Here is a 13,940-nt window from a genome sequence, read left to right on the forward strand (position 1 = left end):
GAGGGCCAGGAGAAGTGTATAAGAGACAGTTAATAACCTCTGTAGAAACACGTTCAGTTTGCAATAGCCAAAAAACAGTCCAACTTAATAGATACTATGCAAATTACACTAAAAATTACTTATTCTAAAAATTGGCACTTTAATAGTTATTAAAGTGCATTTTTCGCGTGTTTTAGCGCTTAATCGACGTGTTTTGTGAATTATCGTAACAGATTCATGCAAAACTCAGTTTATGCAGCACAATATGCATAAGTAGTCACATATCTATCAGTCTTTAATGTTTCACTCATCATCAGCAGAGAAAACGCAATAGCATGACTGAAGAGTTAGTAACGTGCTTTGGTACATAAATAAGCTAGATATTTGACTCTAGCTTATGAGTTTTTTATTAGGAATAAGTATGGCGGCTAGAACTGCTGCAATTTATTACACCTCTGTTTGAAGTTGAGTGCCATGGATTAAATTGCAGTAATGGCAAATATTTTTAAGTAGATGACGCCTCACGGCGTGATCTGGTATAGAATACAGATATAAACTCCTTTAAAGATATGTACTCGTTAATGAGTTTTTAGTGATTCTATATAATTATTACATTCCTCAGCTATAAACTCTGGCACTAAATGATATTTGTTAGGGTCAAGTTGAGAGATATTATCGTTTTCGATATGGAATACTTCATTTATATATTTCTGGAGGTAATTATTATCTAATTTTACACCGTCCGTTAATATTCTGAATATTTGAAGCTTTTCATAGTCATTAGTAGCAGCCTCATATAGCTCAATCATTAATTTGTCAGATGTTACGATGTTAATACATTCTTGGTAATCAAAATCCTTTACTTCGGATGATATTCGGTCAATACCATCTTGCACATCTTTATCAGACATTGGAGATAAATCTTTATATAACGGTTCATTTCGCCTGTGAGCAATATTTGAGATTAAATCATAGGCAGAAGCTTTATCATTAGTTGCATCAAGTTTTCTGCGAAGATAAATAAGCTTAATTATTTGGCTTACGTCCCTTTTGATATTTCTATCACAAACTTCAATAAAGGTCAGTACGTCAGAATTTTCGATTAATAATTCTTTTAGGTTACCTTGTTTACTATAAATATGATGTGCTTTATTTTTATCATCAAGAGGGATAATTTTGAAAAAATCAATTATTGGATCAAAGTCATGAGTGAGCATAAGTACTGTGCTATTTTTCAAAGAGTTACTTTCCACAAATAACTTTCTCATAATTGCGTATTTCTTATTCTTATCAAAGGATGATATTGGATCATCTAACACGATTAAATCAGGCTTTGTCGATAAGCATTGATACATAAATAAAAGCATTGCGAAAGCATTTTTTTCGCCATAGCTTAAATGTTGCCTACCTTCAGGAATTCCCATTTCTAAATCTTTATGCTTGAGCTTCATTGGATAATTGGCGTTTTTACTATCGAAAAACACTTGATACCTATAACCAGCTTTTTCAAGAAACTGATTTATTTCATTTTTATACCTATTCATTAACTTATTAGTATAACTACGTTGTTCACCCACACTTTTCTGAAGGTTTATTACTTCTTGCTTTATTTCTTTTAGAGCTTGATTTACCCCGCTGGTTACACCAAGCGTTTTGTCCGACTTTAAATGTGGAATTAAGTCAAGGTTGATTTCAAGCTCTGTTATTTTATCAATCACTTTCACATTGTCAGTGAAACTCATATGATTTAATGCATTTAAATCTGACAATTTGTCTAACAATAAATCTATTTGCTCCTTGACCTGTTTTAAAGTTAATTCTTCTTCTTTAGATATCCCCGTTTTATTTTGAACTATCGAAACAATTTGTTGCCTTGATTGTTCAGAGAAATAACTTCCCAAGACTTCAACCGTGTCTAATATAGCAACCAAATGCTCGAACAACTTAGGTTCATATGTACTTGCTATTTTTTTTACTTCTTCCTTTTTATGAGTAATCTCCGAAGCGCAAAACGGACAGCATTCATCTATATCTAGAAAATCATTTCCTTTTGCCTGCCATGTAATCCATTGGGTGTTAGAATCGCTTTTTATAAAGCTAGCATATTGCAATACATCATCAGGGATATTGATTAATTTATTTCCATCCGATAGCGACTTAAAGAACTTGCTAGATTTTGATATTCCACTTTTAGTTGGTTTCTTACCAAAAGTTTCGCTTAGCTTACTTAAATCACTAGTTACAGTCTTTAATTCTTCATTTTGTTCGAATTCTTCTTTAATACTTTTTACAAAGACATTTATTTTGTCTGACTGCAATTCAAAATCACTATCTTTTATAAAAATCTCAAAGCTGTTTTGAATTATTTCGTCTTTTTTAAAAGTGAAGTTATTAATAAAGTCTTCATCAAAAATCATAATGGATTTAATGTCATCAAGACCATTTATAGCTGGCAATACTGCTTGTTCCTTACTATCCCCATGCTTAAAAGGCTTCAGATTAATCAATTGTTCAGGAGAGTTAACTTTATATTGAATTGCTTTTGCTATGGTACTTTTCCCTGCACCATTTATTCCGTATTTAACATTCAAGGCGTTTCGGCGGATACTAATTTCGCCACTGTCAATGCTATTACAGTTCTCTATTTGAATATTTATCATTCTTACTCCTCAAGTTAGGTGGAGTTACACAACTTGAGTATGCATTTTTTTACCTTGAAGTACTGATTAAAATAGATGATGTGGGAGCCTAGTCACAGTTGGTATTTTGCTAGAGTTATTAGTTTTTTAGTGCTTAAGCTTCCCTCTCTCACACTCCCTGTAACATCATCCCGCTCCATAAAATCTAGCGGCTTAAGCCCTGTCACTTCTGACACATATACATCTAGCTCTTTGGCGCGCTTTAATCGTCCAGCTCTAAACTGCGTGGCATTACAAATGGCGATTTTTAGCCTATTCTGCAGGCCGTTGCGTTAATGCAAAGATTTCTATCAGTGCAAGTTGGAGAAGATGGTGAGTGCGACTCAGGTTGCTTCTAACTATCAGTAGCGGTTTAGTTGTTAATAGCACCTAGAGCATTCATAACAACAGCACCAAGTTGTCGAGTGTTATATGGATTACCATTCACATTGAAAATACTTAGATTTAGCTCAGCAGCCAGCTTTCTCAATTCTGGTTTTGCTATAGGCATCAGCTTTCCGTCGACATAAACTTCAATAGTACCGTTCTCAAGTTCTTTAATTACACGACTACCGTATGAAGCTGTCTTAACATGTTTTAACTCAGTCGTAAGCTTAGGGCGGTCTATCAACTTAGATAAAGAAATAGTATTTTTCCCTGTGCCATTAACACTCATTAACCGTAAAGCCTCAGTCACACTGACGTCTAACAGTAATTCAATTTGCATTTCTTCAGTGTTAACACGGAGAATTATGACTCTGTCTACTAAGCTGAGAGTTTTTGGATTAAATGAAATGTGACCACCAAGTCCCATCATTGCCGTTGTTTTTACAGAGATCCTTTCCCCTTTTTCACTAACAACATCATAACCCTTTTGATTTACCTCAGTGGCCATCTGACCATTGGAGATAAGTGCTGCATATAGCTCACCAATGCGTCCAATCAAATGACGAAGTTCAGTTGGCTCAACACCCCACTGTAACTCACGCTCAAACCAAGACATCGCTTCGCCTAGAGACTGGATGATTTGCATCTGTGTTAGAGCCATCGATTACTCCCTATTAAGACAACCGACTACTGATATCAGCTGAGTCTGATATTATTTGGTTGGAGTGGCTTCTGCGTCTGTAGCGTCTTCCCATGACATAAATTCCTTTAGTTAAGATTCTCTAGCACCTTAACGATCACGAGCACATTGCCACTCTAGCTCTGGGATACAATGGTAAAATTGGCTCATCAAACTTATCGTATAATGATTCAGACATAGTATGCACATAGGGTCTTGGGGCACCTATTTCTGAACCTTCGTTATATATATCCAACAAATATAAAATCACATCGTTAACACTTTTGAGTTTATGTACTTCCTTCAATGTCTGAAGCGCCACCTGAGTCTCATGTTTAAGGCGGATTTTCTTCCTACGTTTTTCGTACATTGTCCTTTTAAAGCTTTTGAGGGTTTCAGGGCTTAAATAATCAAACCAATCATTTATAGACATGAATGAACTGTCTTCTAGTTCAAGCTTGCCCGTCTTTTTAACAAAAGCATTCAAGTCATCCAGCATCCGCGGATGTTCATTTTTCTCAACCAAAACAAATAGTTTATCAAGAGAATCATTGATGACGTCAAACTTCCATTCTAGCAATTTACTCATTTACTTTCCCTCTGCTACAAGCCCACAATTCCATTGATAGTAATTAAAGTACGATTCTTTAAACTTGGTATAAAGCACGTTTTCCACACAAACGTCAATATGTTAGAAAAAGATACCAGACAGCAGCACTCCATAAAAAGAATGCCCTATTTTCTATACTAATCGACAAATTCTAAGTATTTCTAATATGCTACGGCGAGATCGTTTTCCACTCTCACAATCCTTTGCTTACACCGACGAACCACTGTTACAGGACAGAATCGTCAAGGTTACTTAGCACGTATCAGTGCAACTCCACGCGTTTCCAGTTCTATTAGGACGTTTGTTCTGTGTATGAAAATAAACTCAGGATTGGTTGCCAATTATTCAAAAAGCAGCTCTCTTGTTCAGGCTTGATTTTAAATAAAGGCACTTTAGCATCCCAATCAACACTGTCTTTAATGATTGCACTGGGAACTATAAATACCTCCGGCTGGCGCTCGGTATCTATCCATATATTACAAAATACATAAAAGAAATTATCTGAGGGACTTGGCGGTTTTTTTCCAACCATCCATTGTCTCGGTTGGCTTTTTCCCTGTGATGATTTTACTTGGAGGCTTGCAACACTCTTTCCGTCGTCGGTGACTAAAATATCAACACCTTTCGTCCCTGTGTTCATTAAAGCTGCGGAAAGTCCTCTTCGGCTCAAATTGTATGCAACAAGATACTCACCTGCATCACCTATAGTTCTATTATCCATGTTCAACCTCATTAACTATTATTCCATTAGCACCATTCCAAGATGAGCGGCTAGCGATCACAAACAAGTCAGAGATGATCTGGCAGGCGTAGTTTCTGCGTTTGTATCGCTGTCCCATGGCATTTATTCCCTATGTAGCTAGTCGACGATCTCAAGAAGATTTTTCGGCAGCTCAAGGAATATGCTCCCTTTTTTGCCTCCATTACCACTAGGTTCAGAGTAAAATGCCCTACCATTTTTGTTGATAATGAGTGTCATAGCAGCCTTCGCTCGCGTAATTGCCACGTATGTGTTGCACAATTCCTCTTTGTACGATGAGAGTCCCTTTACATCGAGAAGAGGATCTATCACATAACAATGAGCGGCTTCTTTACCTTTTGCACCATGATAGGTTTGTGTTATTTCTTGCCACTCCTTATTCAACCCAGCACGATCTATGGCTTCATTAATCAACGAAATATGATCTCTATAGCGGCATAAGATTAAGTGGCTAGTAGCATCTGTTTCTTGCTGCTTAATATCTTCTACCAACCAAGCTAAGGCCTCATCAAAATTGGAGCAATATTTCGCACTTGGCTTCGCATCTTCCACGCCAGTTACAGCGCTTTCAGAGGTAAAGAACTTAGGACTAATCTTACGCCTGACTGTATTCCCAAGTTCTACGTTTGAAGGAGTTGAGCGATAATTCAACCGTAGTTGGTAGCGAGCACTTTTTGTTGGGAACACATCCTCGAACTTTTTAAGGAAGTAACTCTTAGCACCTCGAAATTCAAAAATAGACTGAGCGGGATCTCCAACCATGAAGACATTGATCCCAACTGAATACAAATGCTTAGTAATTTCCCATTGAACTGAGTTGCAGTCTTGAGCCTCATCTACAATGAAATGCTGAAGTTCGCTTTTAAGCCGCTTTCTTGTAGCTTTGCCATCTAATTGCTGCTTGACATTTACAAGCATATCATTGAAATCACGTTTATTTTTAGCCTTTTTCCTTGCCTCATACGCATCAAATAACTCTTGCAATGTTTCAGTATCGTCAACCCATTCAGGATTTATCTTCTTTGTAGCACCATCGATACTTTGGTTCTCGAAATTTGCCATCCTCTCAAAGATTGAATATGCCTTTTGAGCAACGAAATCAGCTATATCCATCTCCGAATCACCATAGTCACCGCCATCGTAGATAATGTTGGTAAGCATTTTCTTGGCCTCATCAGGTGTTAGCGCTGTCTTCTTAACTCCCTCTAGCCTATTCAACAACTTGTTACACCAACCACTAAACGTGTCGACAGCAACCCCCTTTGAATCGACATCCAAAGCCCTAATTCTAGACTCAAATTCCTCTTTTGCTGGATTGGTGTAGGCTAAAACGGTAATAGATGTAGATTTAACTCCTGAGTCCAATAGAAACTTAACTCTGTCGACAATTAGCCGTGTTTTACCTGCACCTGGGCATCCCTCGACATAAACAGCTCGTTTATTAGAAGAAACGATATCCGATGGACTGTGACTTATCTCTTTGTTTGATTCGACTATCCGCTTAATGACTTTACGTACGACATTTACTTGATTTCGATAGTTACCTTTTGTTGGTTCAAGCAATTTGATTGGAGTGAAAATGGCTTTTAACACTAACTCCAATTTTAACATCAGCGCTTTGTCGAGGTTGGCACGATCTATGTCAAAGCAAGCTGTACCCTTGCCATGCCTTTGCTCAATGAGATCTCTAAGGTCTTTTACTTTCGCTAGGCTCTTATTCTTGATTAGCGCCTCAAGAGCATCATCATCTATCTCGGCTAAATACATAGGTTTGATTAACTGAACATCACTAAGTAAGGAGTCCAAAATCTCGATATCTTTAAGAAGGACATTATCCTTTATAGGGTCAAAGAATTTACGAGATTCAAGGCGGTAGCTACACACCAGCGAAGGAAACCAGTCATCAATACCATCAAGCTGATCCGCGATATCCTTCCATTGAGTATTAAAACCTTCAAGACATTTACGAGTGAAAACCTTGTTTTCCTTAAGAACTTTATCGTAGGCGACACAACGGTGGTGATATCGGTCGCCAATATATGTGGTTTCTTTTGCTCGCTTACTTTGCTTGGGTAAACATTCAGATGCAGATCGTCTATTATCTTTAGTCAACATAAAACCGAATAGCTGAGATACGCCATACATAATATATCCAGTATGCAACTCCAGCAGTAACGCATTTTTCATCAAAGAATTATAGCGATTGACCTGTAACACAGAGTGGAATTGATACAACATATAAGATACTAACTTATTACCCACCCGAGTAGGAATAAACTCGATCTCGCAGTTATATTTAAGATCCCTGTCCTTATTATGCACATTTTTAAGATTAGCAATGTGAACATTGATCACCCTATAATCATCACCATCCACAAAAATTTTATATCTGTCAGTGTAAAAAGGTATAATGTAATTAGATTTAAAGCCAGAGTTTTCATAAGGAAATTCTTTATTTATTTTTAAAGGCAAACCTGATTTCTTTATTTTTAAAAATGTTCGCCTATTATTATTTTCTGAATTTCTAACAAAACAAAACCCATCCTCACTATCCAATAGTTTATCTATGTCATTTTGAGTAAGCTTCAAGCCTATGCGTATATAGTCAATATCAACTGTATCTTCGCTGATGTCATCAATAGCTGCTTCCATGAGACTGTGTTGGTACTCAACTATTTCTCTATCTCGCAGCACACTCATAATCTTAGCGATATTAGTTGTATAGTTTAATGATACTGGATTGGTAAGCTTAGCAATTTTACGATTAAGTTCTGGCTGAACTAATGGGTATTTAGCATTACGTGATACATCAAAAATCTTACTCGGAACGATATTACTAAAGACTGTGTTTTCATTGGAATTGCTAGTAGTTGCTTTGGAATTACTCTTAGATAGCTTAGAACTACTCATTCTCTAATACCTATATAATTGAATATTGATCTGACATTTAAGAGCATTTATCTAATCGATACTACCTCTATCTAAGCATGATAACCACTGCTTTTTATCTCGCTACAAAGTGGTTATCACAGCACATTAGAAATGTATGATGACGAAAGAGAGCCAAACACGATTAGAGCAAGATAGCTCATCCATTGGAGCTAGGTATCGTTCTACACAAAAGTTTGATTAATCCTCTCATACAACAAGTCAAATCTACAGTTTCATTGCTGAAACTGAATACACTAAGCAATAAAGCGAGTTGAAATCTGACTTAGCGAAGAAAAATATAGCATGGACAGACTATAAATTTAGCATGGACAGCAGATATTTATGGCATGAACATGCTATACAATTACCGATGGACAGATTAAATTATCAAGCTAAAATAATTGGTAAACTGGTTCGTAAAATGAATTTAAGGAGGGGCTAATATGGGTAGGGATCGCAGAGATAGAACTATGGAAGAATGGATTAATGATGGAGACGAGCTATTAAAAAAGATGGGGGAGAAGCACAAACTATATAAAAAAGTCAGTGCTCTACTGTCAGATTTAAATAGCAATAAAGATGATGCTGAAAAACATGAAATAATTGATGCACTTAATTTAGAAAAAGATAAACTCGGTGAAGCATGGTTGAAATGGACTAAGAGTATAAAACAAAAAGCTAAGGACAAAAAAAGGCATAAATTTTATATTAGCGAAAAAACATACGATGACATCCTTAGCTTTATTGGATTGAAAAATGAGGATAGCAAATTTAAAAAACATGATAAAGGGGGCAAGAAAAACGAAACCAGTGACAATAAAATATTCAAAATATTATTTGATCATATAAGCAGTTTTGGTGTTAGTGACGTTAAGGAAATGTACACCCTGATTGATGAGTTAAATAAATTTGGCTCGGCGTCTAGTGAGCGATATTCAAAAGACGCGCTGACAAGTGAAAGCAAAGGCTACAAGGGTGAAACTGGTAAAGTAATTCACGCCATCATTGAAGAATTGAAGCGCAACAAAATTACCAACTTCGAAAAACTGAAAAAAATTAGAAGTACTGTCAATAGAGAATTAAGTGAAGACAACAAACAACTCTTGGATGAAAATGAGAAATTAAAGCGGAGAATACGTGAGCTTGAATTATAGCTACCGCTAGATATCAATTGATATTAAAATATGTGGTTCATTCAGAAGTTACCCAGCCCCCAACCGTGTCAAAAACAGTGGCAGAAATTCAGTCATCAAAGTGATATTATGAACGTGTTTCTAGTATCACTTTTCCCTTCTCGTTCAACCCTCTAAACATAATTCAATTTATACACTTACTGGAGTTCTCTATGACTACAGCGACCCCTTATGCGCTGTATTTGAGCCGCCTGTCTATTAATAGTCAGCGCTCTATCAGCTCACAAATGCGCAGTATTGCGCGACTCATGCAATGGCAAGAAGACAGTCTCGATGGCAAGCTGTGTCAGATAGACTATCAACAAGCGCTGCAAATACGCGCAATGATGACCCATGCGCAGTGGTCAGCCCGTTCCATCAACCGCGCCATGATAGCGATTAAGAATATCGTCAAAGTGGCAGCCTTGATGAACAAAGCCGATTTATCGCAAGTCGCTAACTTGCAGACCATTAATCAAGTGAAGCACGGTGAGCATCAAGGTACGCCGTTAAGCACCGAGCAAGTGACCGCGGTATTGGATTACTGCAAAACGCAAAAAGGCACCTTTGCTACCCGTAATCTGGTGATATTCAGCCTGTTCTTGGGTACTGGATTGCGCCGCAGTGAGTTATCGGCGTTGATGCTGCACGACTATGATGCCAACTTGCATACCCTGACAGTGGCTGCGGGTAAAGGTAACAAGAGTCGCACCTTGTTCTTGCCTGAGTGGGTAGAGCAAAATCTTCTGGCATGGCTTAAGTTACGTCAGCGCCAGCAGGGGTATTTAGTGTGTAAGTCGACGCTGACTGGCAAGCTTAAACTTACCGAGCCAACCACCCCAACGGCTTTATATCGGTTAGTTAAAGATACCTTGTATGAGCTAGGGGTGGATAACGTATCACCCCATGATTTACGCCGTACCTTTATTACTCGCTTGCTTGAGCAAAATGTGGATATCAATACCGTGCGCCAAATGGCAGGACACGCCGATATCAGCACCACTACCATTTACGATAAACGTGACCATGCGTTTATGAAGCAAGCCGCAGCGATGCTGGATTACATCCCGCCGGATAAACCCATTAAACGGGGGCGCGGCAGTCGATGATAAACGTCAAACCCATCGCTAAACACGCTAAGCATTGTTACTACCTTGCAACTCAAATCGCCGAAGACTTATTGCTGTCAGCCGTCAATTATGGCTTTGAATATATGCCGTCCTATGCGATTAACTCGTTAGTGGGTATCAAGCTACAACATGGCATTAATCATGATATCGACAGCACCCTAGCGTTGTTTCCGCTAAAGGATAATTACCCTCTAATGGCAGAAACGGTGCAGCACAATGCGCGGTTTCTGTGTGAACTGTTTAAGCTAGATGCCGCAATGAAACCCATGATGGTGCTCATCATCGTGCTCAATGCCAATGCAGGGCTCAAAGAGTTGCTTAACCTGTTAGCTGACCATGACACCGATATCCTCATTCATTGGTTAGAGCAAGAAACAGGGCTTAGCAGTGATGATATCCATGAGCAGCTAGAGCCTTTAGCCCGTAATCGCTTTATTGAGGGAGCAGCATTACTCCTACCGCATTTGTTGAGAATACCGGAGCCGTTTAGGGTATTGCTGGTGACTGAAAAGCTCACTCGCCGTGAAGCCTTGCTCGCGCCGATTATCAAACACAGCCCCACAGCACAGTTCAAGCTTAAACAATTTGAGCATGTGAATGCCGATTTAGTGTATCGCTATCTAAGGGCTGCCATGGCTCAGCGGCTTAAAGGGGTTAACATTTTACTGTATGGGGCAGCGGGTACAGGTAAAACCGAGCTATCTCGCACCTTAGCAAAGGCACTGCGGCGCAGCTTAGTGGAAGTGCAAAGTGTGCAGTTTGAGGATGGCAAAGTGACTGAGGAGTTCTTGAGTAAAGAGCCGACTAGCCAACGCTTAACCTACCTTAATCTACTGCAAAGCTTGCTCGATGGCTCAGATGAAAGCCTGTTATTGGTCGATGAATGCGAAAGCGTGTTTAAGCATGCCGATGAGCATTACTCTAAAGAAGGCTTAATGCGCTTACTGGAAACCAATCCTGTACCTGCTATTTGGATTACAAACCATGTATCGCAACTTGAACCAAGCTACATACGCCGCTTTAAGTTAGTGATGGAAATCCCTGTACCCGATGAAGCCTTTAGCTTTGCCATGAGTAAAACCATGCTCAAATCACTTAAGGTGTCGGATGCGTTTCGGTTGGTGTTAGCGAGCAAATCTAATGCCGCTCCGGCATATATTGCGAACGCCGCCCATGTAGCAAGTACCTTAGCCTTAACAGGGGATGAGGCTGAAATCGTGGTATTGGATGTTATTAATGCCACCCTTGAAGCCTGTGGTGAAGAGCCGCCAGCGGCTAAGTATCAAGGCCAGCTCAACTTTGACCCCAGTTGCTTAAATCTTAACGCCATCGACGGACAAGATGCACAGTCCATTATCAATGATATCGACACCGCAATAGCCAACAGTCTGCCTGTTAGGGTGTTACTCAATGGTCCCCCAGGTACAGGCAAAACAGGTTGGGTACATCACTTAGCTGAAACCCACGGCATGGATATCATGCACATCAAGTGCTCTGATGTACTGAGTAAGTATGTCGGTGAGAGCGAGCAGAACATTGCAGCGCTGTTTAGAGAAGCGCACAGAACAAAGAAGCTGATGCTCTTTGATGAAGTCGATAGCTTGCTCAGTCAGCGTGAGAGCGCTCAAGCGCAGTATGAAGTGCAGCTCATCAACGAACTGCTGTCACAGCTTGAATGCAATACCATGCCTGTGTTTGCCGCGACCAATGCACTCAGCGCTATCGATAGCGCAGTGATGCGCCGCTTTGACTTTAAACTGACCTGTGACTATCTGACTGAAAGCCAGCGCCAGACCTTGTATCGACAGGTACTAGGGATTAACAAACTCACAGTGATAGAGGTTGACCAACTTCACGCACTACAACAATTAACGCCCGGCGACTTCGCTATCGTAGCAAGGCGCATGTTATTTCAACCTAACCACAACCACAGAGCCACCGCGATTGCTCTGTTAACCCAAGAAAACAACCGTAAACAAGCCACGCGCCGCATTGGCTTTATCAACTAACCCCAGCAACACAACCCACTAAACCACGAAAAGGAACACCCCATGACAACATTATTGAGTTCGCTCAAGGTTATCGCTCGCCCTGAAATCGCCGTTAAGCCGCCTATCATCGGCAAAAGAACCCGCTTGGTTGACAAGCTGAAGCAGCAATTGGATATGGCCGAATGCTTTATCCAAGGCAGCGAGTTTGAAGCCTACCGCGAGAAAAGTGTCAAAGACCCAGAGACAGGAGAGCGTAAGAAGGTGCGCCGCCGTATCACAGTGCGCCCATGGTACTACGACAGTGAAGGTCACTATTACTTCGAAGTCCGTATCGGGATTAAGCCTATCGAACTGGTAAAGGATAAACCCGCCATTGATGTCGGTGATAAAACCCTGCTACCTGACACCATTAAGCTGATTATCGATGCCGTAGAGAAAGGAGAGCTAGATGAGTTCATCCTCAAGGCATCTAAGTTCCCGACCAAGAAGGCTAAGGCTAGCGCTGAGGCCAGCACAGGCGCAAAGAGTGAGGCGAAGAGCGATACCTCAGCCAAAACCACCAAGTAATGCACACACTATCAGGAGCAGAAGGAAGCCCCTTCTCTCCTGAGTCTTTATCATCTATAGGGATAGACCATGGCGATTATCCGAGAAATCAATGTCAAATATCAGTTCAAAGAAACCCAGTGCGCCTTGGCCGAGCAAGCCATAACACGGCCTGAAGATACCGCGCAGGTATTTGACTACCTTAAGCATGAAACCAAAGAAATGTTTATCGTGGCAAACCTGACAACCCAGCACACCATTAATTGCGTGGAAGTCGTGGCGACAGGTTCCGTGAATGGCATCAGTATGCGACCTGTCGAAGTGTTACGCACGGCCGTTATTCTGAATATGCCCAGCGTTATCCTTGTTCATAACCACCCTTCAGGCGATCCAACACCAAGCACAAGCGATATCCAATTCACCCGTAAAGTCATTGAGTGCGCCAAAGTGCTGGATATCAATGTCCTCGACCATGTGATTATTGGCCTTAACCGCTTTACCAGCCTTCGCGAAACCCACTCCGATTTGTTCTAACACCAACTAAGGACACACAATGAATACCATCAACAAAGAGTTGGCCCTGCCTGTCTCTGACAGACTGCTATTGGCATTAACCCCGTTTATCAGTAACCAACCCCACAATGCCGTGACGATTAACTTTCGTGATCCAGATTACAGCCCACAACGGGGTGGCTTTCATCCCGTGGAGATAAGGCTAGAGAAACACGCCGAGCAATGGCAGTTATGCTACATCACCGACTTTTGCTATGTCGGCCAAATGGGGCAATGGGAGTTGGTTAAAGAACTGGACTTTGACTTTAGTTGCGGCGTATTCCAAAGCATCAGCGGCCTATTAGTCATTGAAGCGGCAGTAGCGTTTTACCCGATATGGGAGCAAAACTTCCTGTGCTATTGGCAGGAGTTAGACGTTTTTAATGTCAGTGTGTCGGCAGATTAACCCTCAAAACACTCAAAACCGCCGTAAAAGTCACATCTCAAATAAAATGAAATCGACTACACTGATGCTCAAGCAGGAAATGTCTTCCTTGCTTGCGCTATGGACTGTCTTAAAGAATA

General features: G+C 40.2%; 10 protein-coding genes and 1 pseudogene. 6 read left to right on the forward strand and 5 right to left on the reverse strand.

Annotated elements, in window-relative coordinates:
• Positions 1-557 precede the first annotated feature (557 nt).
• The 5 genes from KFE26_RS22305 to KFE26_RS22325 form a co-directional block, all read right to left on the reverse strand.
• Positions 558-2,639, reverse strand: a complete 2,082-nt coding sequence (locus KFE26_RS22305) for an AAA family ATPase (protein WP_212601755.1) — start codon at positions 2,637-2,639, stop codon at positions 558-560.
• A 391-nt stretch (positions 2,640-3,030) separates the two neighbouring features.
• Positions 3,031-3,705, reverse strand: coding sequence for a DUF6998 domain-containing protein (locus KFE26_RS22310; RefSeq protein WP_131526010.1), 675 nt, complete (start codon positions 3,703-3,705; stop codon positions 3,031-3,033).
• A gap of 136 nt (positions 3,706-3,841) precedes the next feature.
• Positions 3,842-4,312: a hypothetical protein gene (locus KFE26_RS22315; RefSeq protein ID WP_212601756.1), complete on the reverse strand. Its 471-nt coding sequence runs from the start codon at positions 4,310-4,312 to the stop codon at positions 3,842-3,844.
• 313 nt (positions 4,313-4,625) lie between these two features.
• Positions 4,626-5,054 carry a hypothetical protein gene (locus KFE26_RS22320; RefSeq protein ID WP_212601757.1) on the reverse strand — a complete coding sequence of 143 codons (429 nt, stop codon included), beginning with the start codon at positions 5,052-5,054 and terminating at the stop codon, positions 4,626-4,628.
• A gap of 138 nt (positions 5,055-5,192) precedes the next feature.
• Positions 5,193-8,003 (reverse strand): UvrD-helicase domain-containing protein, encoded by a 2,811-nt coding sequence (locus tag KFE26_RS22325; protein ID WP_212601758.1) that lies wholly within the window; start codon positions 8,001-8,003, stop codon positions 5,193-5,195.
• A 464-nt stretch (positions 8,004-8,467) separates the two neighbouring features.
• Between KFE26_RS22325 and KFE26_RS22330 the strand changes: the two genes are divergently transcribed.
• The 6 genes and pseudogenes from KFE26_RS22330 to KFE26_RS22355 all read left to right on the forward strand — a co-directional run bounded on the left by KFE26_RS22330 (position 8,468) and on the right by KFE26_RS22355 (position 13,821).
• Entirely contained in the window at positions 8,468-9,178 is a 711-nt protein-coding gene (locus tag KFE26_RS22330; protein WP_212601759.1) for a hypothetical protein, read from the forward strand.
• A gap of 191 nt (positions 9,179-9,369) precedes the next feature.
• The gene (locus KFE26_RS22335) at positions 9,370-10,305 is read left to right on the forward strand and encodes a site-specific integrase (protein WP_212601760.1); all 936 of its coding nucleotides are present in this window, start codon (positions 9,370-9,372) and stop codon (positions 10,303-10,305) included.
• The gene (locus KFE26_RS22340; protein ID WP_212601761.1) at positions 10,302-12,335 is read left to right on the forward strand and encodes an AAA family ATPase; all 2,034 of its coding nucleotides are present in this window, start codon (positions 10,302-10,304) and stop codon (positions 12,333-12,335) included. The genes KFE26_RS22335 and KFE26_RS22340 overlap by 4 nt, the downstream gene beginning before the upstream one ends.
• Positions 12,336-12,356: 21 nt before the next feature.
• Positions 12,357-12,884: pseudogene (locus KFE26_RS22345) on the forward strand (hypothetical protein); the annotation flags it as partial.
• Positions 12,885-12,953: 69 nt separating this feature from the next.
• Positions 12,954-13,397 (forward strand): JAB domain-containing protein, encoded by a 444-nt coding sequence (locus KFE26_RS22350; protein WP_115335485.1) that lies wholly within the window; start codon positions 12,954-12,956, stop codon positions 13,395-13,397.
• A gap of 19 nt (positions 13,398-13,416) precedes the next feature.
• A complete protein-coding gene (locus KFE26_RS22355) occupies positions 13,417-13,821 on the forward strand; it encodes a DUF2787 family protein (RefSeq protein ID WP_212601763.1) in 405 nt (134 codons plus the stop codon).
• The last annotated feature ends 119 nt before the right edge of the window (positions 13,822-13,940 follow it).

Origin of the sequence: Shewanella sp. M16 (assembly GCF_018224605.1) — a bacterium.
Taxonomy (GTDB): domain Bacteria; phylum Pseudomonadota; class Gammaproteobacteria; order Enterobacterales; family Shewanellaceae; genus Shewanella; species Shewanella oncorhynchi.